Here is a 24,737-nt window from a genome sequence, read left to right as displayed (position 1 = left end):
TGAAAAGTAATTTCCTGCTTGAACCATCTCCTGCCTGAGGGTTAGTCTGCGCAAGCAGTGATGAACCGCTTCGAGTACCCCACTGGCAGGAATCTTGCGATGAACTTTTCACCAGCAGCACTTCAGCGACGCGCGACGTATACCGCCCTGCTCACCCTCGCTCTGGCAGCCGGGCCCGCGGCTTTGGCCCAGGAGCCAACAGCGACTGGAAAACCCGAGCAACCAGCCACCACCAAACCAGCAGCGAAAGCGGCTCAGGCCAAGCCCGCGGCTCAGGCGGCGAACAATCCGATTGTCCCCTATAAAATCGTGCCGACGGCCAAAGACCTGCCTTACGGTACGCATCCTCGACAAGTCCTCGATTTCTGGCAGGCCAAGTCGACTACTCCCACTCCTGTCGTGTTCTTCATTCATGGCGGTGGATGGAACAATGGTGACAAATCCTCAGCAGTCCGCACTCTTGACCTTCCCAAGTTGCTCGATAGCGGAATCTCCGTGGTGACGATCAATTACCGGCTGGTTCCTCAGGCTTATGAGGCCGGTATCGAACCCCCTGTGAAATGGCCACTGACCGATGCCGCGCGAGCCCTTCAATTTGTGCGATCCAAGGCCGGTGAGTGGAATCTCGACAAAGCGAGGATTGGAGCCTGCGGTGGTGCAGCCGGTGCCTGCTCGTCACTCTGGCTGGCCATGCACGACGATATGGCACTGCCGGAGAGCAAAGATCCCATTGAACGCGAATCGACCCGCCTGTGGTGTGCCGTCGTGAGTGGGGCACAGACATCGCTCGATCCGGCGGAAACCAGTGCCTGGATTCCCAACATGGAATATGGTGGCCATGCTTATGGGTTCCGGGAAGCGGGTCAGGCCCGGCCAGCCGAGTTCAAGAAGTTTCTCGCTGGTCGCGAAAAGGTGCTACCCTGGCTGAAGGAGTATTCACCCGCCTCTCATGCCTCGAAGGATGATCCCACGATCGTCCTGTTCTATGGCCAGAAAGAGCCCGCCCAGAAGGGAGATACGCAAAAGGACCCGACTCACTCGATTCTGCTGGGTAAACTCCTGAAGGAAAAACTCGATCCACTGGGTGTAAAGTGCGTCGTCACATCACCCGGCGAACCCGACCCTTCCTTCACGTCGATCACTGATTCGCTGATCACCGAACTCAAAGCCAATAAATAGCAGTTGATCGCTATGACATAACATCGCTAATCCAGACGAGTGCCACGCCCTGAGGTCTTCTGAAGGGCGTGGTTATAATTGCCGCATCTTGTAGGGTGCATGCCAATGCACCAATTCGATGTGGTAGTTAATAGGATACATCAATGCTGGTGCATTCCGAAGACTCCATGCACCCTACTTGGCGTTGTTTTCTTTTGGTGCACTACCTTTTTTGCGGCGATTTGCAAGCTCTTCCCAAGTCATTGGAAATTTAATCGAAGAATCATCAACTCCCGCAACATCACGGACGATCAAATTGCAGGGCCAACCGTTATGAGGCTTCTCCTGGCCTTCGAATTGATTCGTATTCGAAATCTCTTCCAACTCTTTTTCTGCCAATTCCCGATAACGCCGTTCCATCCTGACCCGAAATCTTTCTGCCTTCTTCACCTCTTCGAAGGCTTGGCCCAAGGGAGAGCTTTCGAGGATTTGCTGTCTTCTGTCAACAAATGAACGCACGGAGGATGATTCTCTCTCAGGAAGCGCTGTCCTGGTTTCCTCTGCATGCGAAACAGCAATTTCAATTCGTGGAATTGGTGGCTGTTCAATGGTGGGTGGAAACACTCGCTGACTCCGTTGACAGTGATGTTGGCAAAACACATTCTATTCAGGATGCTTAAATCTCTGAAAAACGTCCAGCCGACTTCTGCCGATCATTGTCAAAATAATTGAGGTCTTCCGCAGGGCGTGGTCTTTAATACGCCGCATTTTGTAGGGTGCATGCCAATGCACCAATTTGGTTTGGGACACCAAAGGCTGGTGCATTTCGAAGACTTCATGCACCCTACATCATGACATCAATATAATCCTATGACTCGTATTCATCACATCAACTGTGGCACTTTGCTCGTCCCGGGGTATCCCACGGTCGTTTGCCATTGCCTGTTGCTGGAAGACACGCAAGGGCTGGCACTCGTCGAGAGTGGTATCGGCCTCCTCGATGTTCGGGACCCGCTGGAACGTGTGGGGCAGCCACTCATTGATCTGGCAGGCTTTCAGTTCCATGAGCACGATACCGCCATCCGCCGGATCGAGTCGCTGGGTCTCAAGCCGCAGGATGTCCGGCACATTGTCTTGACACATGCCGACCCCGATCATGCGGGGGGGCTGGCCGACTTCCCGGAAGCGAAAGTCCATCTGGCAGCCGAAGAGCGGGCCGCCTTGGAAACCGGCCACTGGCGATATCTCCCCATTCAATTCGCACATGGCCCTCGGTGGGAGACATACAGTTCATCCCCACAAACGTGGTTCGGCCTCGAAGCCCGCGAAGTCGCACTGGGCCTTGAAGCTCAGGTTCTGCTGATTCCACTTTTCGGCCATACCCCTGGCCATTGCGGCGTTGCCATCTCCCAGGGAGACCGCTGGCTGCTCCATGTCGGCGATGCCTACTACCTTAAGGCAGAACTCACCGTCGAGAATCACCCTGTGGATGCCATGGCTGCCCAGCGGGCTGATGATGATCGTCTCCGCCAGGCGAGTCTCGAACAACTCCGCCGCCTGTCCCGCGATCACGCCGACGAAATCGACCTCGTGGGCTATCACGATCTGACAGAGTTTGTGGAATTCCCTCTTCCTATTAAGGACATTCACCAATGATGATTAGTCGATATGCGATATTTGTAAGGGTTTGAGAATCGATTTCGGGCAACATGCTTGGCAATGCGCCAATTTGGCGTAAAGCATAAACGCTGATTCGCACCTAAGGCTTCCTGTACTATACTTATAATAAACTAAAGTAGATTCGCATCTGCTTTTTCAGACGCGGCAACATTATTCTTACGAGATATCACCCTTTTTGCATAGTATTCCTTATAACAAATCACAGCAGCCAGTGTAATTGCCACAACGATCAATAGTGGAGTAATGGTTGTGGCAATCCATGACTCCATAGCCTTCGAGTCTTTCGACGACAAAGTCGTCTCGACATTCGTCATTGATAAGCAATCAATTCCAGAGACTTTTCCGAGAGCAATAAACGTTGGGGACCTTTTCAGATCTCTGGCTAACAAAAAGCGAACCTCGAACCATTCGCCACCGTCGAGCATCATGGGATCAAATCGGATTTCGGAAAACCGACCCAGAGTATTAGTAGGAGAATATTCACTTGAGGCTCCTCCAAAGACGGAAAAGTCTATATCTCCAGGCTGTGTCATGTTAATTTTTTGACGTAAGCTTTCGCTGGAAGCACTGATAACCTTGGGGGACCCAATGATTACAGCGTCAACAACCTTAAATCCAAGAGTGTCTCGTGGGTCTACATCAGCAGGAGTGATATGCTTACGGCCACTATTCTTGAAGAGCACATGCCTTACCTCACATGATTGTGGTACGGTCTTGGTGCCTGTTTTTACATTTTCAATTATCAGCCCGCTGGATTCACCGAACAAATCATCGAGAGTTGCCATTTGTGCTGTTGTACAGCTGATGCTCGACGTTTCGCGGTCGATAAAAGATACGAACCATCCTGCTAAGGAGCTGATGGTAATCAGGATAGCATCGCGATAGTTTCTTACCGCAAAAGTCTTTAGTGAGCTCAGGATGCTGTGATTCATGAGGCGACTTTTGCGATGGTGGTGTTGTGAAGTTCGTAGTTAACGTTGAATCCAGGTGCATGAACCGAAGTGGTTTGATGATTCTTGTATTTTTTCTTCAATTACTTATACGTGTTGACTGGGCAAGCGGATCACTAATTGGGCGAAGAATATTGTGCGAAGATCGTTTACAGCCTTGGATAGTATCAGCTGAACAAGTTAAGTTGCTTTTGGTTTTGAATTCTGGTGCATTCCGAAGACTCCATGCACCCTACAAAATGCAGAACCGCATCGAGTTGAGTGTATCTATGAAAAAAGGCCCCGACTTTTGGTCGGGGCCTTCTCGTTAGCATCGTATTAACTACAGCCGAGGCTGGTTCCGCAGTTGTGGCAGAGGTAGCAGGCTCCGTTTCTTACGGTGATTGACCCGCAATTGCTACAGGCGGGGGCGTCGGTCTGGAAGCGGCTGAACTGCTGGCTCCGGGATTGATCCAGAACATTCAGTTCACTCTGCGTGCTTCCATTGGTTTTGCCATGGCTGGCGTGACCGTTAGACGTGTGCCCGTTGGTGGTATGACTGCCGTTTGTCCCGGAGGTTGGCAGAGGTGCGTGAATTCGCTTTTCCAATGACGCTGGCAGCTTGTCACTCCCCTTGATCTCCGGCTTCAGGCTGCCGTTCAAGCCGTGTGCTGCTTTGCCGGCCGGAGTCGCAGGTGCGGCCCCGGCCACGCGATGACTTTCGGCACTCTCGCCTTCTTCAGCAGAGGCCGCTTCGGCTCGCCGCGGGACGTTGGCCTCGCGGAAGCCTGGCATGAACTGGATTGCCATCCAGCGGAAGATGTAGTCAACCACACTCTTCGCGTTCGGGATATCCGGGTTCTGTGTCCAGCCCGAAGGTTCGAATCGGCTGTGCGAGAATTTCTCGACCAGAACTTCCAGCGGCACGCCGTACTGGAGGCACATCGAGGTTTCCGTCCCGATGACATCCATCAGGCCGCCAATGGTTGAACCTTCTTTTGCCATACTGATGAAGAGTTCGCCCGGTGTGGCATCTTCAAACAGACCGACAGTAATGTAACCTTCATGCCCGCCCACCGAGAACTTATGCGTAAGCGAGTGGCGGGTGGTGGGCAAGCGGCGGCGCACAGGCTGGCCTGGAGCCACTTCCTTACTGCCATCGGCACCCTTTTTCACGTTGAGTGGCTGGCTTTGCTTGGAACCGTCGCGATAGACAGCCAGAGCCTTGAGGCCCAGTCGCCAGCCTTCGGCATAAGCCTTTTCGATATCTTCCACTGTCGAATCGGCCGGCATGTTGACCGTCTTGGAAATCGCACCCGAGAGGAACGGCTGGGCGGCTGCCATCATCTTGATGTGAGCACGCCACTGAATGCTGCGTGTTCCACTGGCAGGCTTGAAAGCACAGTCGAAGACCGCGAGATGATCTGGTGAAAGATCGGTCGCCGCTTCGATGGTGTCGTGCTCTTCGATGGCCTTGACGATCCGCTCGACTTCGGGGGAATCGTAGCCAAGGGTCTTCAGAGCGAGTGGCACTGTGCGATTGACGATCTTCATCAAGCCGCCACCAGCCAATTGCTTGTACTTGACGAGAGCGATATCGGGCTCAATGCCTGTCGTATCGCAATCCATCATGAAGGCGATGGTTCCGGTCGGTGCAAGGACTGTGGCCTGGCTGTTGCGGAAGCCGAAGCGGCGACCACTATCAACCACATCATCCCACACTTCTTCGGCGGCCTTGCGAAGTTCTTCGGGGCAGGACGAATCGATGCGATCGACGGCATCGCGATGCATACGCATCACGCGAAGCATTGGATCGGCATTGTTGCGATAGCCCTCGAATGGTCCGGCGAAAGCGGCAATTCGCGAAGAAGTGAGGTAAGCCTGACCGGTGAGCAAAGAGGTCAATGCTCCGCAGATCCCGCGGCCAGCCGCACTGTCGTAAGGAATGCCCATCGACATGAGAAGGCTGCCCAGGTTTGCATAGCCCAAACCAAGAGGACGGTACTTGTGGCTGTTGGCAGCGATCTGTGGAGTTGGATAGCTGGCGTGATCAACCAGAATTTCCTGTGCTGTCAAGAAGATATTGATCGCGGCACGGTAGCGTTCGACATCGAAGCGACCATCTTCCCGCTGGAACTTACGCAGGTTCAGGCTGGCAAGGTTACAGGCGGTATCATCGAGGAACATGTATTCCGAGCAGGGGTTCGAGGCATTGATGCGACCATCGTTCGGGCAGGTGTGCCAGCGATTAATGATCGTATCGAACTGAACACCAGGGTCACCACAGTGCCAGGCACCTTCTGCCATTTGTCGCATGACGTAGCGAGCTTCGTAGGCAGGGCCGGGCTTGGTGGCGTCCGTCACCCAGTGAGTGACCCATTTTTTGTTTTCTTCGTAGGCCCGCATGAACTCATCACTCAGTCGCACTGAGAGATTGGCGTTCTGATACATGATCGAGCCGTAGGCTTCGCCGTTGAAGTTCGAATCGTACTCACCGGATTCGATCAGAACGCGAGCCTTCTTCTCTTCTTTGAGCTTGCACTGGATGAACTCGAGGATGTCTGGATGCCAGTCCTTGAGCGACTGCATCTTGGCTGCCCGGCGTGTCTTGCCGCCCGATTTCACAACAGCCGCAATCTGGTCGTAAACTCTCATGAACGAGAGTGGACCGGAAGGAGTACCACCGCCCGAAAGTTTTTCTTTCGCACTGCGGATGGAGGAGAGATCTGTCCCGGTACCGGAGCCGAACTTGAAGAGCATCGCTTCGCTGGTGGCGAGGCGCATGATGTCTTCCATGTTGTCATCGACCGACTGAATAAAGCAGGCGCTGGCCTGAGGATATTCATAGGAAGTCTCCGCACGGACGACCTCTTGAGTCTTGAGGTCGAAGCGGTAGTTCCCCTTAGAACCAGCCACACCATACTGATGGTAGAGCCCGACGTTAAACCACACGGGCGAGTTGAAGCTGCCGTACTGATGGAGGCAGAGCCAGGCGAGCTCGTTGTAGAAGTTCTCGCCATCTTCCCGGCTGGCGAAGTAGCCATCGGCGATACCCCAGTCGGCAATCGTGCGGGCGACGCGATTGATTACCTGCCGAACGCTGGTTTCGCGTTCGGGAGTGCCGTGCTCGCCATAAAAGTACTTGCTGACGACGACGTTGGTGGCCAATGGACTCCAGTGAGCAGGAATTTCGCAATCCTTCTGCTCGAACAGCACCTTGCCGTTTTCGTCCTTAATGAAGGCGGAACGGAGTTCCCATTCACTGGTCGAAAAAGGATCGACACCTTCGGGGCAGAACTCAGGACGAATTCGCATGGGTGCAGCTTCCGGAAGTGGTCGCGATGTTCCCATCGGAAAACCAGGCCGGGTGCTGGGGGCATTTGTCGGACGGAGGCCGACGGGGGAAAGTTCAGACGTCGCAAGTCCTTTTTGTTCGTGCATCGTGCACTCCATATCCATGGGTTAGGGGTTGGAAATCAGCCTGCCATACCAGCAGGCTATACATTATATCACTGCGCACAAACAGACACATCTATCGGCCAGTGCCTGCTTTTCAGTACAGTGGAAACTCACAAAACCGGCGTCGCATCACTGCTCGGCCGCAAAATCACGAAGTGACAACTTTTCAGGTGTCATAGAACCACTGCTACAGCCCTACTCTTGCACCACGACTTTCATAGTTCTGGGGCACTGAAGCGTAATTGGGTGAAAGTTCCATACCGGTACAGAACGCAGTCCTTGCTCCGGCATCAGGGCAGATCGCCCATAGAGATCTTTTCGACAGAAAACCACTACTACTTGTGTGAATCAATGATAGCAGCAACAAGATGTTGACTGCTGTGATGATCCCCACGATACCCCGCCAGAAAAGATTGTCAAGCTCTCTTCGCACTCAATCTTGTGGGTCAAGTGGCTCGATCAACCACAAGTGATGGTGGATTTTGGATTTACCAGCCGTGAGAGAATTTCTGGCCGTGAAGATCGCTTCACAAACACTCCCTGAGAAGGATTGCGCAGTTTTCCCAGGTTCTCGAAAGACGACTTGCAAGCAATCTCGTCAACTCGCTGCTTCGGCCCAGAACAGTCTGCCAAATCGAGGGAATATCTATCAAAAACCCTTGTTTTTCAGGTGTTTTCGATAGTTCTGAACGGACATGCGAACTTTGCGAAGACGCACATCGGCTTTTCAAAACCTTTGAACTGCCATCGTTAACGTGAGCCAGGCCGCAAAAACTGCCGCTCCTACTGGGGTGAGTTCACCTTGCTGCTCCAAGGCATTGTCTCGTAACCTGCCCAGGAGATTTCTCATCAGGCGAATGCTTGTGAGTGATCGTCACCTGCCTGCCCTGACGATGTCATCCCGCCTTTCACCGACCCTGCCGACGGCTCTTTCCGTCTGCCGCCCTTCACGTTTGCCGCTCTTTTCCTACCGCTTTCGCCCCGCTCTGCGGATAACTTTCCATGTGGTGCCCTCAGTGCCAAGCCGATGTTGCTGCTGTGTTGATGCCGGATCACCGGCATTCACGATGCACGCATTGCGGAATGACACTGGCCGCCCGGCTCTCAACACCCGCGATACCGCAGGATCAAGAAACCAATCCGATCGGGACTTTACCTGCATCAGCGAGCTTTAATCTTCTTCGCGACGAAACCTCAACGCGTAATGTGCGCGACGTACTGGCCCGCTGGTCGACACCTCAGGCACTGGAATCCCTCGATCGTCCTTTACTCCCGGATCTGTCTGCCAGCCCTTTGCGAACCAGCAAGACGCCAGCACCTCATTCCAGCACCCGCGAGCCTGCCGCTGAGTTGCCAACAAAAACTTCAACCGCGGCATCGAACTTCCCAATCAACGATGCTCCAACTCCTCCTTATGCGGCAGAGACACTTCCTGTTCATCCGCAGGCTGCTCGCCGGGTCGATCTCTCGCATGGTGATGGAGCACCACCCAAGCCGAAACATCGCCCCAAGCGGCGCACCGACGCGAAGTCAGTTCAGCGTCGCTTTGATCAACAGCAGTCGCGAATGGCCGGACGTGGTCCACATTTTGATGTGCGACTTCTGAGGGAACTTGAGCAGGAACAGTACTCTTCCCACGCTATGCACGCATCGCCCACTCAGGCTCATCTCCAGAAAGAATTGACCAGTCTGCAGCAAGCGAAAACGGAAAGGCCATTTAACTGGGGAATTGTTTCTGGTCAGGTCTGTGCCTATCTGGGTGTGGCCTTACTGACCTGTGGAACGTCGCTTGTGCTTTGGAGCCATTTTGGTGGCCCCGTCGAGCATGCACCGACTGGCTGGCTCATGACCACAGCAGGCCAGATGCTGCTCTTTCTGGGGGTTGTGACATTAGTTTCCTCTGGGATGGAACAGACGACAGACGAAGTGGCCACGCGCATTCAGACACTTGGCGAAAAGATCCTGCGACTTGAAATAGCACAGAGAGAGTCGCATCTGCAGGCTCCTCATTACGCCCGCAATCGACTGTATACGAAGTCCAGGACGACTGCCGGACGTCCTGTGCGCCGCCGCAAAGAAGAGTAAACCCCTCATTTCAAATCCTAAAACATCCCTACTTATCAATACAGACTCTGCACACGTGCGTCTGGCGTTCACCTGTGATTCAAGGTGAAACAGGAATAACATGATGAAAACACAGACGATATTGAACTGGGCTATCTGCTGTGGTCTGGTGGTAACTCCACTGGCATGTACATCGACTAAGACGACGAATACCGCCCGTACGGCACGTGAGCAGTTACTGATTTCCAACGCAATTGATCATGCTCTCGAAAAGGTCGATTTGTCGACAATTCAAGGAGCGAACCTCTATATCGAGGAAAAATATCTCGAAGGGGTCGATAAAGCCTACCTGGTGGGTTCGCTACGTCATCGCGCCATGCTGGCTGGGGCGAATATCGTCGCGAAAGCTGAAGACGCTGATATTGTCCTCGAACTGCGGTCGGGTTCTATCGGTACTGATTCGGCAGACTCATTTATCGGTTCACCCGAGATTACACTCCCTGGGATGCTGACACTTCCTGAAGTGCGACTTGTCAGCCGGTCGCGCCAAACCGCGACCGCGAAACTGGGGTTACTGGCTTACGATCCCAAAAGTAAGCAGCTTCTGGGCCAGGGAGGCGTTTCATCAGCACAATCGGATGATAACAACATCTTCGTTTTCGGTGTCGGGCCTTATCATTACGGTACCGTCAAAGAGGAAGTGGAGCGAACCGCCACACCCCCTGCCACAACCGCTCAACAACTCCCCTCACAAGTCGCTTTTCGTGGAACACGGCCTATGGGTTTGGCCATTGCCCGGGATGTTGACGCGGAAGGCTCAGTCCAACTCACCGGCGACCAGCGACCGGCCGACTAGTTGTTAAACAGCGTACCTCTCGTCGGGTGCCGGCCCAGGCACCAGTTGAGGAAAAAAACATTCTAATTGGTGCATTACGTCGGAACTCCATGCACCCTACATAGCTAACGAACCGTACTGCTCAATATGAGCTACTCAGGCTGTCTTTGAACCAGTTCTCAAAATGTGTTGGCCACATCGTTGTTGGTCGCCCTATTTGATAAAAACTGACCTTGCTATTGGGTTGGATCACCAGCGACATCCTGCGGCCCTGAATTTTTAAACTCACGATTCTGGTGCGGGGTAACCACAAGGCTGTCGGACGTTCCATCCAGCGGGTCGCGAGTTCAAGAGGTGTGATGGTTCCTGGAAGAGTCGTCGATGGCATCTTTGTAGGAGATGAGTCGAGCGTTTGTGGCTGCGAATCATTCGTGAATGATGTTTGACCTGCAGGATGAAGCGATTTCTCTGTTGATATTCGCTGTGGTAACGAACCCTGTTGCCTCCAGCAGAAACCAAGACTCCACCAGGTTCGATGCGACGCTGTTTTGAAACTGATTTTGTGCGTCTCAATCCATTCAATTTCTGGTAGCCAGGCCAAACCAATCGATGTCAGGATCATTGACCCATGGACCAACGACTGCCTGCGCTTGATGGCAATCGATGGTTGTTCGAGTAGTACAGCGCCAAATCGATCAGCAAGCTCACCGGTTGTCAGGTCAGGTTCAGCAAGATTCAAAACGCCTGCACAGAAGGGGCACCGTCCATATTGCGGTGACTCCCAGTTCAGACATTGGCGGCAAAGCATCAGCGTCACAGCCGTCTCCCGCCAGTAATTGACTCACAAGTCAAGATCCAGGAATTATCAATCAGACGATATCTACTCAACAATCGGTCGTAGTGATTGTCCCATGCGGCAGTTTGAGAGCACTATTGCTGGCCAGACTCCCGATTTGACCACCAGGGGAGGCTGACACCACCATCGATCAGAAGTGTACTACCTGTCATATAGGCGGCATCATCACTGAGTGCAAATGCCACGGCCTTTCCAATCTCTTCAGGTTGTCCCAGCCGTCCGAAAGGTAGTTTTTTGGCGCCTTCGGCTAATTGCTCTTCGGTAAAAAACTTACGTTCGCCAGGCGTATCAATCCAACCGGGGTGAATGATATTGATACGAATGCGATGGGGTGCCAGTTCGATAGCCGCAGTGCGGGCCATGTGGTCGATCGCCGCCTTTGCCATGTTATAGGCCATGGCTGTCGGGATGGCGATGACGGCATGTGGTGAACTGATGACTGCCATCGCTCCGCCTTGACCTTGAGCGACCATTTTCAGAGCCGCAGCGCGCACGCCGTAAAACGCACCCCACATGCAGACATCAATCGTGCGGCGGAACCCATCAAGATTGGCTTTGAGCATTGGCTCACGATCACTATAGACCGCATTCGAGACAAACAAATCCAGACTGCCCAGCGTTTGGGCGGTCTCGTCGATCATGCGTTCAATCACCTCCTGCTGTGAGACATCGCCCTGAAAGATCACGGCCTTCCGTCCCAGTGCTTCAATCTCACGAGCGAGCGATTCGGCTTCGTCCCGATTGCTGAAATAATTGATCGCCACGTTGGCTCCAGCCCGTGCCAACTCAATCGCACAGCCTCGACCAATCCCGCGAGACGAACCAGTGACCAATGCATTTTTGCCTAGAAGTTTCATATTGTGTCTTTTCAGTGCCAACACAAGATCGGTCTAATGAACGGGCTGTTTTGTAAAGCTCTTTTCCGAAATAACTTAACATTTCTACTGAGAGCAGGCGAGTGGCGAACTCCCTTCCCTCGAGGAACACATCATGGATTCGAAAAGTGCGGCAGTTCTGGGAATCAGTTTTGGGCTGACTTTGGGCGGGGCTGTTGTTTTGGCTTCATATGTGGCCGCCAGGGCCCAACCAATGGCTGTGCCGCGTGTCGGGACTGGTCATTCCTCTGTCGTGGGCCGGTATCAGATTGCAGGAATTCCCGGCCATGCGTATGTGCTCGACACCGCCACCGGCCAGGTTTGGGAAGATTTTGCTCCGACGAACGAGGGGGCTCGTGACAATGAGTTCAAGCGAGTCAAACTCAAATAGCACACCTGAATCGCATCGCCACGCGATCTTTGCCACCGATCATTCGATCAACGGGCCGTCATTTTCCCGGGCAGCATCTCAGATCGAGTAATCTTCCTTAGGCGAGAAGATCCGGGCATGACGTGGTGAGGCAAATAATTCCTCGCCAGCCACGGGTTTCAGTGCCAGATAGCGATCTCGGCTCAAGTCGATCTGCAGAGTGATGCCAAACTCCTCCGAATAGCAGCGGACACGGGCAACGGCTCCCGCAGGGTTAATCTGCAGAATTTTCACACGGATTGATTCGGTACTTTCAGGAATCCGCGTGAGATCGACATCATGCGGTCGGACATAGGCCGTCGCGTTGGGAGCGTTGGCTGAGTTTTCCGGAGCATTAAACTCAATTCCACCTGCCACCATTTTGCCATCGTGAACTCGTCCATGGAACACGTTCACATGGCCCAGGAAATCCATCACAAACGGATTGGCCGGGTGGTCGAACACTTCCTGCGGGGAACCGACCTGCTCGATCCTTCCTGATTTCATGACCACCACCCGGTCGGCAACTTCAAACGCCTCTTCCTGGTCGTGAGTCACGAAAATCGTGGTGATCGGGACTTCATCGTGCAATTGGCGTAGCCATTGCCGCAATTCCTGACGAACCTTGGCATCGAGAGCGCCAAAGGGTTCATCGAGTAAGAGCACCTTCGGCTGCACGGCGAGCGCTCTGGCGAGAGCCACACGTTGCCTTTGTCCGCCCGAAAGCTGTGCCGGGAAGCGATTTTCGAGCCCTTCCAGCCTCACCAGATGCAGCAGTTCGCGGACACGCTGTGTAATGACCTGCCTGGATTCTTTCCGAATCCGCATACCAAAGCCAATGTTGTCGAAGACGGTCATGTGACGGAACAGAGCGTAGTGCTGAAAGACAAAGCCCACTCCGCGCTGACGGGGATGGGTGCCAGTCACATCTTCTTCTTCGTAGCGGACCACACCTTCATCAGCATGCTCGAGACCAGCAATGATTCTCAGCAGTGTGGTTTTCCCGGAGCCACTGGGACCCAGCAATGCCAGCAGTTCGCCACCTTTGGCTTCTACGGTCAAGCGGTCGAGTGCCGTAAAAGCACCGAATCGTTTTGTGACCTGTTCAACACGAATGGACATACGCTATTCCAGATATTCAAGCTGCTGTTCGCAGTGACCGTTTGTCTGTATTCCAGTGATCCGATTCTTCGCAGTTACAACTCGTCGGCATCGGGTTTCTTGATCGAGGCCAGCACCCAGTGCTCGAGTGCTGCTTTCGCAATGAGTGTCATCAGAGCAAACAGTGTCAGAATCGAGGCGACCGCAAAGGCACCGGGTTCATCATGTTCATGAAAGAGCTTGTCAACGCGTAGTGGCATCGTCTCAGTCGAACCTGCGATCTTCCCGGAAAGAACCGAGACAGCACCGAATTCGCCCATCGCTCGGGCTGTGCAGAGAATCACACCATAGAGCAACGCCCAGCGAATATTCGGGATGGTCACCAGCCAGAACATTTGCCAGCCGGAGGCTCCCAACGTGATCGCTGCCAGTTCTTCATCCGGGCCTATGGCTTCCATCACCGGGATCAATTCCCGCGCGATAAAGGGCAGGGTCACAAACGTCGTCGCCAGAATCAGCCCTGGCGTCGAAAACACAATCTCGATGCCCCACTCTTCCAGAGTGCTGCCAAAAAAACCTTGCCGGCCAAACAAAAGCATGAACATCAGGCCCACCGCGACTGGTGAAATCGCAAATGGCAGATCGACCATCGAAATCAGGAGCGTCCGGCCAGGGAATTGAAACCTGGCCACAGCCCATGCCAACGCCACGCCAAAGAAGATGTTGATCGTTACCGAAATCGAGCTGACCACAAACGTCATCCACATCGCATGCAGCGAATCGGGATCGACCAGTGCTTTCTGCACGAAGGCATTCCACCCGGCAGAAAGGGCAATCGAGAAGACCTGCAGCAGCGGCACAATAATCAGCACCACAACAATCAGGTACACGATCCCGATCAGCAGCCATTTTAACCAGGCAGGTTCTCGTGAGCGGCTGAAGCCGCGGCGGGCGGGTTCAGTCATAGCGGCGGTTCCAGCGTTCGAGTCCGTTAATGATCACCAGCAGGATCAGTGAGATCACAATCAGCACGACGGCAACAGCCGTCGCTTCGGCATAGGCATATTCTTCCAACCGGGAAACAATCAGATACGGGGCAATTTCGGTTTTGTATTGCAGGTTACCAGAGATAAAAATCACCGAGCCGAACTCGCCAATGGCCCGGGCAAACGTCAAAGCGAAACCTGTCAGCAAAGCTGGCTGAATCGCCGGGAAGATCACCATCGAAAGTGTCTGCCAGCGCGTGGCGCCCAATAACTCGGCAGCGTCTTCGAGATCGTCATCGAGAGTCTCCAGCAAAGGCTGAACTGTTCTCACGACGAAAGGCAGGCCCACGAAGACCAGCACGAGAATGATCCCGAGCTTGGTAAACGCCACATGGATGCCCCACGGGACCAGCCACTTTCCGAACCAGCCGTGCTCGGCATACATATTCGCATAGACCAGCCCGGCAACGGCGGTCGGTAAGGCAAACGGCAGGTCGATCAGCGAATCAATAAACCGTTTCCCGAAAAACTGATACCGCACCAGCACCCAGGCCAGAATGACACCAATAATCGAATCGATGATCGCGGCAATCAGCGAACAGAAAAACGTCACGAAGTATGCTGACTGGGCTCGTTCGCTCCAGGCGGCAGCCCAGAACTGCGATGGTGTGAGTGTGGCGGCTTTCGCAAAACAGGCCGCCAGTGGAATGAAGAGCAGCAGAGTCAAAACCGTGATGGAATAACCCAGGCTCAGGCCCAGTCCGGGAAGGACACGGCGTTTCTTGAGACTCCCTGACGGAGGAGATGATATGGCAGAAGACATCAACTTATTGGCCTCAAGTCCACCGGTTGCATTCAACCGCTTTTTCGTTGTCAAACCCCGGATGATTCTCTATTCCAACTCGCAAGTTGGCTGATCGTCTTCGACAGATCCATAGCACTCCCATCGAGATCTATCGTTTCGCTGCCAGTTTCGAGATCTGATCAAATAAGGCCCCTTCACTGAAGAACCTCGTTTGTGCGTCATCCCAGCCCTTCGAAATATCCGTCACGCGAAACATGGTCAGTGGTGGGAACTTCTCCTGGAACTCTTCGGCTACCTGGGGATCACTGGGCCGGAAGAAATTCTCGGCAATCAGTTTCTGCACCTCAGGTTCAAAGTAGAACTTCAGATAGGCTTCAGCCGTCTCTGTAGTTCCTTTCCTTTTAGCGTTGGATGTCACGACGGCTGTTACAGGTTCAGCTCGAATACTTACCGGCGGATAGACAATTTCAACCTCGCCTTTGCTCTCTTTGACTGCCAGATATCCTTCGTTTTCCCAGGCCAGTTGCACATCGCCAATGCGCTTATTTAAGAAAGTCGTCGTCGCACCGCGACCTCCCGATTCCAGGACAGGGACATGCCGATACAGATCGGTCAGATACTTCATGGCCTCTTCGTCGCTCCCACCACGTGTGGTGACACTTCCCCACGCCGCCAGGAAACTCAGTTTGCCATTCCCTGAAGACTTGGGATTGGGAGTAATCACTTCCACCCCTTCACGAACCAGGTCGGGCCAATCCTTGATGTTCTTCGGGTTTCCTTTTCGCACCACAAACACGACGGTCGAAAAATAAGGAATCGACTCGTTGGGCAATCGATTTTCCCAGCCGGGTTCAATAAGTCCCGATTTGGCGATAGCGTTAATGTCGATCCATAATGCCAGCGAAACGACATCGGCCTTCAAGCCGTCGATCACGGAACGTGCCTGGCTCGAAGATCCACCATGCGATTGTTTAATTGTCAGCTTCTTGCCCGTCTCTGTTTCGTAACGTTTGATGAATTTCTCATTCACCGCCGTGCAGATTTCGCGAGTCACGTCGTACGAAACGTGGAGCAGTTCCTGACTGTTCGCAGGTTTTCCTGTGCACCCGGTCGTGGCCAGGCTCATACCAATCGCAGTCAACGTCATCAGCGCTGCCAACCAGTGGAGACTTCTCGCAGAGACTGTCTTGAACGAGTGGATTGTCATCTCTTCTATGGCCTCTTGTTGATCGCAGTTCGTAGCTCGTTCTCAGTGAAAAATCAGACAAAAACGTCAGATTCCATCGCCACCGGAAAACCCGACTGCGAAGATCTCTTCCCTCATCACGGGTTGTGAATCGACGACCGCCTGGAGTGTGGCCTGATCCATCCGCCGGGCGGTGTAATTGCGAATATCCAGGAGCACGCGACGAAATCGACAGGATGTTTCCTGTGAACAAACCTCGTGATGTGTCACTGAAACACAAGGCAAAGGTGCCAGAGTGCCATCAAACAAGCGCACCACCTGCCCCATCGACAATTTCTCTGGCGGAACCGCCAGATGAAACCCGCCGATCCGGCCAGCCACACTTGTCACCCAACCAGCCGCTTTCAGCTCGAGCATGATCATTTCGAGAAACCGCCGCGGAATGTCATTAATCTTGGCAAGCTCTCGCACAGGCGTGGGTGGCCCGCCTTCCCGCTGACGGATCGCCAGCGTCACCAGTGCCCGTAAGGCATAATCAGATTTCCGCGAAAGCTTCATCGCGTATCTCTTCTCCTACCACGCACTTCGAAACGAAGGCATGCCCGCCAACAGGAATCATCACCTATGTAGTAGGAATTTATCGCCGCCAGGGCAAAAATGTCAATGTTCAGTGACGATTTGGCCTGACGGGAGATCGCTGTCTCTCAGCCTGTGACCCACGTACGTTCGGCAGGAGCTATCGCCCCTCAGAGATGATCTGCGTTTTGTGCAGTGCCTGCTGACTCAGTGGAGAAGATTGTTCCCCATGAATCAAAGTCCAGGCCGGACGGCTACCCACCGGAGCAGGATTGAGACATTCCAAAGAGGTCTCCAGATCGTATCCGAGAGCCGTAAATCCATTCACAGTTGCAATTTCCAGCAATTGCAGATTCGACATCTCCGGGAAAACCCTGCCGATGAACTGCATCTCTTTCCACAGGCTCAAATCAGGATTAGACGCTCTGCTATCGGTTCCGAGAGCCACATTGATGCCGCGACTCATTAATTCCTGAAGTGGATACGGGGCATGTCCAAAAGCCGCATGGGTTCGCGGGCACCACACCACCGAAAGCTGAGGCTGATTCTGGAGCCGATCCATCTGGGCCGAAGTCAGATAGTTTCCATGAATGATCAATCCGCAAGTGGCTGACTGCAGTCGATCGAGATAATCATCGATCGAGCGGCCACCAAAGAGTCCAGATGGCCACAGTCCGAAGTCTTGCAGCATGGTGGCCAAGGGGCCAGACCCATGTTCCAGAAGTTCAATCTCCTCAAGACTTTCGGCCAAATGCATTGCCACAGGGACATTTCCCATCGACCGACTCAAATCGACTATCCGCTCCAGCAGATCCAAAGGGACGGTGTAAGGGGCATGAGGACTTAAAGCGAATCTGAATGTCTTTTCGTCGGCTGGCTTTAATCCCGCAGCCAGCATTCGTGCACGATCCAAGGTCTGCTCTTGCCTTTCTCGGGAAAAACCCAACACTTCGGCAAACAGCACAAACTGGAGATCCCTGGCATTTGTGACTCGCTGCGGAGAAGTCGCACCATTTCCGAAGTCATTCCGCGATGCACGATTTGTCTCCCTCAGAATTTCCAGCCAGCCATCGGTCGCAATCTCTCCAATGACTCCCACGCCAGCTTGTCGCGATTCTTCGATCCCCCGCCGAATCGATTCAGCGGGCAGAACGCTCTGCTGCTGCCGACTTGCCACCACCCGACGGATCCAGTCCGCAAACTCTCCCTGGGCAGGAAATGGCTCTTCCAGCGAGGAAAACTCCAGATGCGTATGGGCATTAACCAACCGGGGGAACATAGCTCGACCATTTTTAGGTGCCCCTTTTGGCTGAGTGGTCACCTCCACCACCAGACCATCTTCGACAATCACCCGGCACCCTTCGACCACCTTCCAATCACGAATGCGAAAGCGACCAGTCGCATCTCGGCTCCCTGTGCTCACATCAGGTTCAAAGAGCCAGTCGACATCGATGATCTGCCGCCCCTGTCGAGGTTGGGGCGTCAGGCTGGCAGTCTCTGCTTCTACACGATCTGGTACGTTTCCAGTCTCAGATCGAACTGGCCCAGTCACTGGTCGAATTGATGTCTCACCCAGGACACCAGGTATACGCCCGGGTAACCTCACGGGTAATTTCACCGGGGGCGGTGCCTGAGGCCCGACCGGGCACGCCTTCAGAATCGACTCAAGGTCACTCGTGACCACTTCAATCGACTGCACTGCCATCTTGAAGTTTGTATGGTCACTGATCCGGGTGGCGTCCTCCCGGAATTGCCGGACACTCGCCTTGAGCTTCGACAGCTTGCGGCGCAGCATCAGCAGATATTTTTCCGGGTTCTCAACTTGAGTCTCGAGGGCGCGAGACAGATCAAACACACTGCGGACAATCCCCATCAGTTCTGGAAAGTCTTCGCACTCGGGCGAGTGCTTGATGAATGTGCGCACCATCCAGGCGTGCGACATCAGTTGCTGACAGCGGTTCATGGCTTCGTGTGGCGTCATACCCCCATCATAACAACCGCCTCACCCCCTCCGCGACCCGGCACTGCTCGACTTGACCGCCGGGATCCAACCCGAAACCCATGTTCCGCCCGCTCATGGTCGCGACGCTCACAAAGTATGAAAACTCCGACGATGCAGCACTCAGAGCGATGACTCCCGGGAGCCAGGGTTGGCCTATCCGATAAATCTGCTCACTTATATAGTGCTGTTTATTTATCATCTTTCAATGCGTACAGAACTGCGATTTGCTGATGATTCAATCGCACCATGGGGCGTCTGGACATAACGTATCATAGAGCATCATCTGGCGACTTTGAATGCCCATTCTCTAGAAGGAGCGCGGCAGAAAACAGCCCCGTTCGGCCACGCCCCTCGGCGCAATGAATGTAAATATTTCCAGACATCTTGGCCACCGCCCTCGCCCAATCTCCCAATTGATCAACTGCTGGAACAGAACCGTCAAGGATCGGGAATGCGTGATAAGCAGCCGAACGCAAGACAATCGGCTCATTGAATTCACATGTAAGATCTATGACATGATTGATATTGTTGGGATACTCGTGCGAGAGCAGGCGTCGCCCAATCAATACCCCCTCAGTGAGTTTGTGATAAGCCGGCTCTCTTTTTACAAGGCGCAGTGTATACCATAATAACCAGACTGGCACGAGATAGGGAAGAAGTAACAAATGGGCGGCCGGAGAGAGAACTCCTCGCGAGGATTTGCCGAAGACCGCTGGGCCAACATGGAGATATCCTGCGGCAACGATACCGAAGCTGATTGCTGGCCACAACAAAAGCCATCGCCAGCCTCCGTGAAGCACGGCAGACGCGACGAGCAATGTGGCGACAATCGCAAACAGAACTCCGTATTTCATTGATCGTCCAACTCTTCCCTTTAGATTCTGCAGTATCAATCAAGTTGCAGTCGCAAGGATTATTATTGTTGAAGAGCGATTTCCGAAAGATTGGTACGGCTGGATTATGTTCTATTCATTATCTATACATAAAAAATCACACATACCTGATCATCCGTAACAAGAGTTTCTACCACGAAGGACAAGAAGAGCACGAAGGAGAGTGGAGGAAAATGCAGCAGGACGAGGTGGTTTACGTTTCACTGACGGTTGAAAATGAAGCCGGTCCAACCAGGGGCATTCACAATGCCTGTTGACCGGCAGAAAACCACTGAATTCCGCCATTCATCATTATGTTAATGTAAGGCTCCATTCAGCTCTTGAAAATCTTCTTCAAGACCTATCTTCGTGCTCTTCGTGTCCTTCGTGGTGACTAACACATTCCTATCCGTCGATAATGACTCCTATGGTGAACACAATACATTCATAAAGAGCGTTTTTGTCAAAAGTCATTCGCAGCTTCCGATTGTTTCTACCACGAAGGACACGAAGAGCACGAAGAAATTCAGAGGACAAACCGTCTTACGCCCTCTTTGAGTACAGCCACATTGAAGTTCATCAGCAGCCCAATCTTGATTTCCGCCAATCTCATATACGTCAACAACTGAGCTTCATGAATGCCTAACAGCTTATCAACGCTCTTCAACTCGACAATAATCCGATTCTCAACAAGTATATCAATGCGATACCCACAGTCGAGCATCATGTCTTTATATCTCACCGGCTGTGGTGCCTGAAGCTGAAAGGCAATTCTACTGCGACTGAGTTCATAGGCCAGACATTGTTCGTAAGCCGACTCAAGCAGGCCTGGCCCGAGATGTCGATGAACTTCAATAGCACAACCGATCACTCGATGAGAAAGTTCGTCAAATTCCACATTTGCACCCTTTGCGGTGTAGGCCTGAACTCCGTCCGTAGACCTTCGCTCCTATGCTGTCCATCTCATTGTATGCGCGAGAGGGGGCTGATTGATTTTATCCATAAAGAGCACGACGAAAATCAGAGGCCAAAGCGACGATCGGACGAAAATAAAATCAGGTCACGGTGTAGGAGTTTCAACTTGGTGGCAGGTTGTTTACGAATCTTCCTCTGGTGCATTCGTTCTATAACTCTTGTTTCATCGAATCCTATCTTCGTGCTCTTCGTGTCCTTCGTGGTGACCGTCCGGAACCAATCCATCGATGGTGACTCTTGTAGTGAATCCAAGACCTTCACAAAAGGTGATTCATAGAATTGTCGTTCGCAAATATTAGTTGTCTCCACCACGAAGGACACGAAGAGCACGAAGGAAATTAGAGAAAAGCACCGCAAGACAAAGTAGTTGAGGTTTTGTGGAGAATTGTGAAGAAATGTCAGGCCAACTGCAGCGCATACTCAAAACCTGTTAATTTGCCGAACAATCCTTGGAACTCGGTGGCTAGTCATCAGCTCGAGATCAGTATCACTCAGGTCTTGAGAATCTTCTGAGTTCTTACCTTCGTGCTCTTCGTGTCCTTCGTGGTGACCGTCCGGAACCAGTCCGTCGATGGTGACTCTTGTAATGAATCCAACACCTTCACAAAAAGTGATTCAAAGAATAGTGCAGCGGCAGGCGGGAGCCTGCCCTACTTTAGAATCGGTAGAGAGAGTAGCTGGCAATTGATCAACACGCTTCACGAGTGATGAGCGGCGGCGGCGAGTTGCTCGGCGAACTGTTGGATCGAGGTCAGCGATTTTTCAAACCCGGCGGGTGTTTCAGCACCATCGAGATGCCTCACAATGGCAGAACCGACAATCGCGCCGTCGGCCTTCCCGCGGAGAGCTTCAATCTGGGCTGCCTGACTGACACCAAAGCCGACGCACAAGGGAAGCTGCGTCTTTTCACGCAGGAGCTTCAGTCCAGCCTCGATCTCGTGGGCAGCGGCATCGCGAACACCCGTCGTTCCTGCCACAGCAATGCAGTAGATGAATCCGGAGGCTGTGGCCAGAATCTTGTCCATCCGGGCAGCGGGTGTCGTGGGGGCGACCAGTTGAATCAGATCGATGCCAAATTCTTTTGTGAGTGCCGCAAACTCTGTGGCTTCATCCCCAGGGAGATCGGGGACAATCAAACCGGCAAAGCCAGCCTTCTTCGCGGATTCCAGAAAGGAACCTGTTCCTGCGCGGAAGATGATGGCAAACGACACCATCCCCACGAGTGGTGTCGAGATCGTTTTTGAGACCTGCTCGATGGTCGCGAAGAGATCGGTCAGCTTGAGATGCTTCCCTAATGCTCGAGTATAGGACGATTGAATCACCGGGCCGTCGGCAATCGGGTCGCTATAGGGAAACCCGATTTCAATGAGATCGGCTCCGGCAGTTGAGAGTGTCTGAATCAGCCGGATGGTCGAGGGGAGATCGGGATCCCCAGCGGCAATAAACGGAATAAACGACATCTCTCCCGCAAGACGCCGGGCGGAAAGAGCTTTAGTGATTGGTGATTCGGACATGAAACAGCTTCTCGAAGGAGGTTCTCTCGCCAGTGAGTTTGCCAGCAAGAAGAGCGAGGGCTGGCCAACCAGAATCGCTCTCTATTATGCAATGGCTTTGTTAAATCTGCTGGCCGGTCAGCCGTGCGACTTCATTGAGGTCTTTATCGCCCCGGCCCGAAAGGCAGACGACGATGGATTCATCCGGCGACATTTCACTGGCACGCTTGAGTGTGTACGAGATGGCGTGCGATGTTTCGAGTGCAGGAAGAATGCCCTCCGTTCGTGCCATCAGTTGCATGGCTGCCAGAGCCTCGTCATCGCTGCAACTGGTGTACTGCACGCGGCCGGAATCTTTCCAGTAGGCATGTTCGGGGCCGACACCGGGATAATCGAGCCCGGCAGAGACCGAATGGACATCCGATGTCTGGCCATCTTCATCCTGCAAGACGTAACTGTAGCTGCCATGCAGAATCCCTTTGTTTCCAAACGAGAGGGCACTGGCATGATCACCAGGCTTAGGGCTGCGACCGCCCGCTTCAACGCCGGTAATCCGCACTGATTCATCGTCCACAAAGGGATAGAACATGCCGGCCGCATTCGAGCCACCACCCACACAGGCCACGATCTCTGTCGGTAATCCACCGATCATCTCGAAGCATTGAGCACGGGCTTCCCGGCCAATCACCGATTGGAAATCGCGAACAATCATCGGAAAGGGGTGCGGCCCAACGACCGATCCAATGATGTAATGCGTATTCTTGACTGAAGACATCCAGTCACGCATGGCTTCGTTAATCGCATCGCGTAAAGTTCGGGAACCCGATGTCACAGGTCGAACTTCGGCTCCCATCGTCCGCATGATGAAGACATTCAGTTTCTGTCGGCGCACATCTTCTTCTCCCATAAAAACTGTGCAGGGAATGCCAAAGTGAGCACAGGCAGTGGCCGTGGCGACACCGTGCTGGCCGGCACCTGTTTCGGCAATGATGCGGGTCTTGCCCATCCGCATCGTCAGGAGAGCCTGCCCGAGAGCATTGTTGATCTTATGAGCACCCGTATGGTTAAGGTCTTCCCGCTTGAAATAAATCCTGGCACCACCACTCATGCGGGTGAGTCGTTCAGCGAAGTAGAGCGGGTTAGGCCGGCCCACAAAGTGCTTGAGTAAGCCTTCGAGTGTGGCAGCAAACTCGGGGTCTTTTTTCGCACTCTCGTACGCCTGAGCCAGTTCTTCGAGGGCGTACATCAAGGTCTCAGGGACAAATCGTCTCCCGAACTCCCCAAAACGACCCTGGGCATCGGGGACCTGAGAGATCGGATGAGTGATGGCTGCCGACATGTTGACGTCGCTCTCTTCCTCTAAAACTGCTTCTTCACCCGCTGATGACTGATCGTACTACGAAGTATTCCGAGCATTCGCACGATTTCCACCCGGAACAGGCTCTCTTCTGTCAAAACTCACTCTGGCTAGCGATTGATGACTTCAGACCACCTGATCCTGCTGATCAACTCACTGTCTGATCAACTCAGTGTCTGATCAACTCAGTGTCTGATCAACTCAGTGTCTGATTCCCAGAGTTCAACTCGGAAACTGTCGAAACGCGAGTTCCCAGTCGTTCACCGGCAATGGCTCGCTCAATCGTGCCCGATTTCTGATAGTTGAGAACCACAATCGGAATGTTCTGCTCCATGCAGTGATGAATCGCCTGAGCATCCATCACCCCCAGATTCTGACGCAGCACATCCTGATAGGAAATCTCACTGTATTTGACGGCATGCGGATTCTTGAGGGGATCGGACGAATAAACACCATCAACACGGGTGGCCTTGATCAGCAGTGTGGCATCAATCTCGCGGGAACGCAGGGCGGCTGCGGTATCCGTCGTCACAAAAGGGCTCCCTGTGCCGGCAGCGAGAATCACGACTCGACCCTTTTCCAGATGGCGAATGCAGCGCCGCCGGATAAATGGCTCAGCCACGCCTTCCATACGAATGGCCGATTGCAACCGTGCAGGGACACCCAGACTTTCCAGAGTATCCAGCAGTGCCAGCCCGTTAATCACTGTCGCCAGCATCCCCATGTAATGTGCTGTGGCAGGTAAAATCGTCTGCTTGAAGCCATCGAGATCGCGGCCGCGCAGAATGTTCCCACCGCCACAAACGACGGCCAGTTGCACTCCGGAAGCGACAACTCGCTTAATCTGCTCGGCAATCAGCACAATTTCGGGAACACTGAGTCCTGACTGGCCCGACTGACAAAAACTCTCACCACTCAGCTTCAGGAGCACGCGCTGGATGGGTGGCTTGGATGTGCTGCTGAGCGATGTGGGCATAGTAGCTTCCGTAGTTGTTAGCAGAATGTAGGGCAGGCTCCCGCCTGCCAGAATGTCTTATACGGTTCTCAGGGAATAATAGCGCGTTGTGGGTTGGGAAAGCATGCTTGCCCAGAGCCGCAAGCATGGCACACAAAGCGCTG

20 protein-coding genes are annotated in these 24,737 nt (G+C 53.3%); 5 read left to right on the top strand and 15 right to left on the bottom strand.

From position 1 onward, the window contains the following. Positions 1–99: 99 nt before the first annotated feature. Entirely contained in the window at positions 100–1,179 is a 1,080-nt protein-coding gene (locus A6X21_RS09820; RefSeq protein ID WP_068847682.1) for an alpha/beta hydrolase, read from the top strand. Between the two features lie 174 nt (positions 1,180–1,353). On the opposite strand, the gene A6X21_RS09815 is transcribed toward A6X21_RS09820, so the two are convergent. Continuing rightward, entirely contained in the window at positions 1,354–1,782 is a 429-nt protein-coding gene (locus A6X21_RS09815; RefSeq protein ID WP_131818270.1) for a hypothetical protein, read from the bottom strand. 246 nt (positions 1,783–2,028) lie between these two features. On the opposite strand from A6X21_RS09815, the gene A6X21_RS09810 reads away from it, so the two are divergent. After that, on the top strand, positions 2,029–2,814 hold the full coding sequence (locus tag A6X21_RS09810; protein ID WP_068847586.1) for an MBL fold metallo-hydrolase: 786 nt from the start codon (positions 2,029–2,031) through the stop codon (positions 2,812–2,814). 134 nt (positions 2,815–2,948) lie between these two features. Here A6X21_RS09810 and A6X21_RS09805 read toward each other — a convergent pair whose 3' ends face one another. Continuing rightward, on the bottom strand, positions 2,949–3,770 hold the full coding sequence (locus tag A6X21_RS09805) for a hypothetical protein (RefSeq protein WP_068847584.1): 822 nt from the start codon (positions 3,768–3,770) through the stop codon (positions 2,949–2,951). A gap of 336 nt (positions 3,771–4,106) precedes the next feature. Then, complete coding sequence (locus tag A6X21_RS09800; protein WP_369009489.1) at positions 4,107–7,118, bottom strand: vitamin B12-dependent ribonucleotide reductase; 3,012 nt, start codon at positions 7,116–7,118, stop codon at positions 4,107–4,109. Between the two features lie 1,191 nt (positions 7,119–8,309). On the opposite strand from A6X21_RS09800, the gene A6X21_RS09795 reads away from it, so the two are divergent. Both A6X21_RS09795 and A6X21_RS09790 read left to right on the top strand, forming a co-directional pair. Next, entirely contained in the window at positions 8,310–9,311 is a 1,002-nt protein-coding gene (locus A6X21_RS09795) for a hypothetical protein (protein WP_131818269.1), read from the top strand. Positions 9,312–9,411: 100 nt separating this feature from the next. Beyond that, positions 9,412–10,146, top strand: coding sequence for a DUF6655 family protein (locus A6X21_RS09790; RefSeq protein ID WP_068847579.1), 735 nt, complete (start codon positions 9,412–9,414; stop codon positions 10,144–10,146). 909 nt (positions 10,147–11,055) lie between these two features. On the opposite strand, the gene A6X21_RS09780 is transcribed toward A6X21_RS09790, so the two are convergent. Then, complete coding sequence (locus tag A6X21_RS09780) at positions 11,056–11,838, bottom strand: SDR family NAD(P)-dependent oxidoreductase (RefSeq protein WP_068847575.1); 783 nt, start codon at positions 11,836–11,838, stop codon at positions 11,056–11,058. A 133-nt stretch (positions 11,839–11,971) separates the two neighbouring features. On the opposite strand from A6X21_RS09780, the gene A6X21_RS09775 reads away from it, so the two are divergent. Next, entirely contained in the window at positions 11,972–12,247 is a 276-nt protein-coding gene (locus tag A6X21_RS09775) for a hypothetical protein (RefSeq protein WP_068847574.1), read from the top strand. Between the two features lie 78 nt (positions 12,248–12,325). On the opposite strand, the gene A6X21_RS09770 is transcribed toward A6X21_RS09775, so the two are convergent. The 11 genes from A6X21_RS09770 to pyrH form a co-directional block, all read right to left on the bottom strand. Continuing rightward, a complete protein-coding gene (locus A6X21_RS09770; protein WP_068847572.1) occupies positions 12,326–13,387 on the bottom strand; it encodes a sulfate/molybdate ABC transporter ATP-binding protein in 1,062 nt (353 codons plus the stop codon). Positions 13,388–13,461: 74 nt separating this feature from the next. Next, positions 13,462–14,331 (bottom strand): sulfate ABC transporter permease subunit CysW, encoded by an 870-nt coding sequence (cysW, locus tag A6X21_RS09765; protein ID WP_013111429.1) that lies wholly within the window; start codon positions 14,329–14,331, stop codon positions 13,462–13,464. Beyond that, entirely contained in the window at positions 14,324–15,175 is an 852-nt protein-coding gene (gene cysT, locus A6X21_RS09760) for a sulfate ABC transporter permease subunit CysT (protein ID WP_068847570.1), read from the bottom strand. The genes cysW and cysT overlap by 8 nt, the downstream gene beginning before the upstream one ends. A gap of 130 nt (positions 15,176–15,305) precedes the next feature. Next, positions 15,306–16,364 carry a sulfate ABC transporter substrate-binding protein gene (locus A6X21_RS09755; RefSeq protein ID WP_205847448.1) on the bottom strand — a complete coding sequence of 353 codons (1,059 nt, stop codon included), beginning with the start codon at positions 16,362–16,364 and terminating at the stop codon, positions 15,306–15,308. Between the two features lie 66 nt (positions 16,365–16,430). Next, a complete protein-coding gene (locus tag A6X21_RS09750; RefSeq protein WP_068847567.1) occupies positions 16,431–16,901 on the bottom strand; it encodes an RrF2 family transcriptional regulator in 471 nt (156 codons plus the stop codon). A 178-nt stretch (positions 16,902–17,079) separates the two neighbouring features. Next, entirely contained in the window at positions 17,080–18,900 is a 1,821-nt protein-coding gene (locus A6X21_RS24635; protein ID WP_068847565.1) for an amidohydrolase family protein, read from the bottom strand. Positions 18,901–19,190: 290 nt separating this feature from the next. Next, on the bottom strand, positions 19,191–19,775 hold the full coding sequence (locus A6X21_RS09735; protein WP_083233512.1) for a phosphatase domain-containing putative toxin: 585 nt from the start codon (positions 19,773–19,775) through the stop codon (positions 19,191–19,193). 544 nt (positions 19,776–20,319) lie between these two features. Next, positions 20,320–20,691 carry a GxxExxY protein gene (locus A6X21_RS09725; protein WP_068847560.1) on the bottom strand — a complete coding sequence of 124 codons (372 nt, stop codon included), beginning with the start codon at positions 20,689–20,691 and terminating at the stop codon, positions 20,320–20,322. 775 nt (positions 20,692–21,466) lie between these two features. Next, positions 21,467–22,282 (bottom strand): tryptophan synthase subunit alpha, encoded by an 816-nt coding sequence (trpA, locus tag A6X21_RS09715; RefSeq protein ID WP_068847556.1) that lies wholly within the window; start codon positions 22,280–22,282, stop codon positions 21,467–21,469. A gap of 100 nt (positions 22,283–22,382) precedes the next feature. Continuing rightward, entirely contained in the window at positions 22,383–23,600 is a 1,218-nt protein-coding gene (gene trpB, locus A6X21_RS09710) for a tryptophan synthase subunit beta (protein ID WP_068847555.1), read from the bottom strand. A 214-nt stretch (positions 23,601–23,814) separates the two neighbouring features. Next, a complete protein-coding gene (pyrH, locus tag A6X21_RS09705; RefSeq protein ID WP_068847553.1) occupies positions 23,815–24,594 on the bottom strand; it encodes a UMP kinase in 780 nt (259 codons plus the stop codon). Positions 24,595–24,737: the final 143 nt, after the last annotated feature.

The sequence above is a fragment of the Planctopirus hydrillae genome (assembly GCF_001707835.1).
Taxonomy (GTDB): Bacteria; Planctomycetota; Planctomycetia; order Planctomycetales; family Planctomycetaceae; genus Planctopirus; species Planctopirus hydrillae.
This window is presented reverse-complemented; position numbering and strand designations above follow the sequence as displayed.

Bases quoted from the DNA above. Each gene is read 5' to 3' on its own strand.
- A6X21_RS09820 (WP_068847682.1), top strand. From the start codon at position 100: ATGAACTTTTCACCAGCAGCACTTCAGCGACGCGCGACGTATACCGCC.
- A6X21_RS09810 (WP_068847586.1), top strand. From the start codon at position 2,029: ATGACTCGTATTCATCACATCAACTGTGGCACTTTGCTCGTCCCGGGG.
- A6X21_RS09805 (WP_068847584.1), bottom strand. From the start codon at position 3,770: ATGAATCACAGCATCCTGAGCTCACTAAAGACTTTTGCGGTAAGAAAC.
- A6X21_RS09800 (WP_369009489.1), bottom strand. From the start codon at position 7,118: ATGGGAACATCGCGACCACTTCCGGAAGCTGCACCCATGCGAATTCGT.
- A6X21_RS09795 (WP_131818269.1), top strand. From the start codon at position 8,310: ATGACACTGGCCGCCCGGCTCTCAACACCCGCGATACCGCAGGATCAA.
- A6X21_RS09790 (WP_068847579.1), top strand. From the start codon at position 9,412: ATGATGAAAACACAGACGATATTGAACTGGGCTATCTGCTGTGGTCTG.
- A6X21_RS09780 (WP_068847575.1), bottom strand. From the start codon at position 11,838: ATGAAACTTCTAGGCAAAAATGCATTGGTCACTGGTTCGTCTCGCGGG.
- A6X21_RS09775 (WP_068847574.1), top strand. From the start codon at position 11,972: ATGGATTCGAAAAGTGCGGCAGTTCTGGGAATCAGTTTTGGGCTGACT.
- A6X21_RS09770 (WP_068847572.1), bottom strand. From the start codon at position 13,387: ATGTCCATTCGTGTTGAACAGGTCACAAAACGATTCGGTGCTTTTACG.
- cysW (WP_013111429.1), bottom strand. From the start codon at position 14,331: ATGACTGAACCCGCCCGCCGCGGCTTCAGCCGCTCACGAGAACCTGCC.
- cysT (WP_068847570.1), bottom strand. From the start codon at position 15,175: ATGTCTTCTGCCATATCATCTCCTCCGTCAGGGAGTCTCAAGAAACGC.
- A6X21_RS09755 (WP_205847448.1), bottom strand. From the start codon at position 16,364: ATGACAATCCACTCGTTCAAGACAGTCTCTGCGAGAAGTCTCCACTGG.
- A6X21_RS09750 (WP_068847567.1), bottom strand. From the start codon at position 16,901: ATGAAGCTTTCGCGGAAATCTGATTATGCCTTACGGGCACTGGTGACG.
- A6X21_RS24635 (WP_068847565.1), bottom strand. From the start codon at position 18,900: ATGACGCCACACGAAGCCATGAACCGCTGTCAGCAACTGATGTCGCAC.
- A6X21_RS09735 (WP_083233512.1), bottom strand. From the start codon at position 19,775: ATGAAATACGGAGTTCTGTTTGCGATTGTCGCCACATTGCTCGTCGCG.
- trpA (WP_068847556.1), bottom strand. From the start codon at position 22,282: ATGTCCGAATCACCAATCACTAAAGCTCTTTCCGCCCGGCGTCTTGCG.
- trpB (WP_068847555.1), bottom strand. From the start codon at position 23,600: ATGTCGGCAGCCATCACTCATCCGATCTCTCAGGTCCCCGATGCCCAG.
- pyrH (WP_068847553.1), bottom strand. From the start codon at position 24,594: ATGCCCACATCGCTCAGCAGCACATCCAAGCCACCCATCCAGCGCGTG.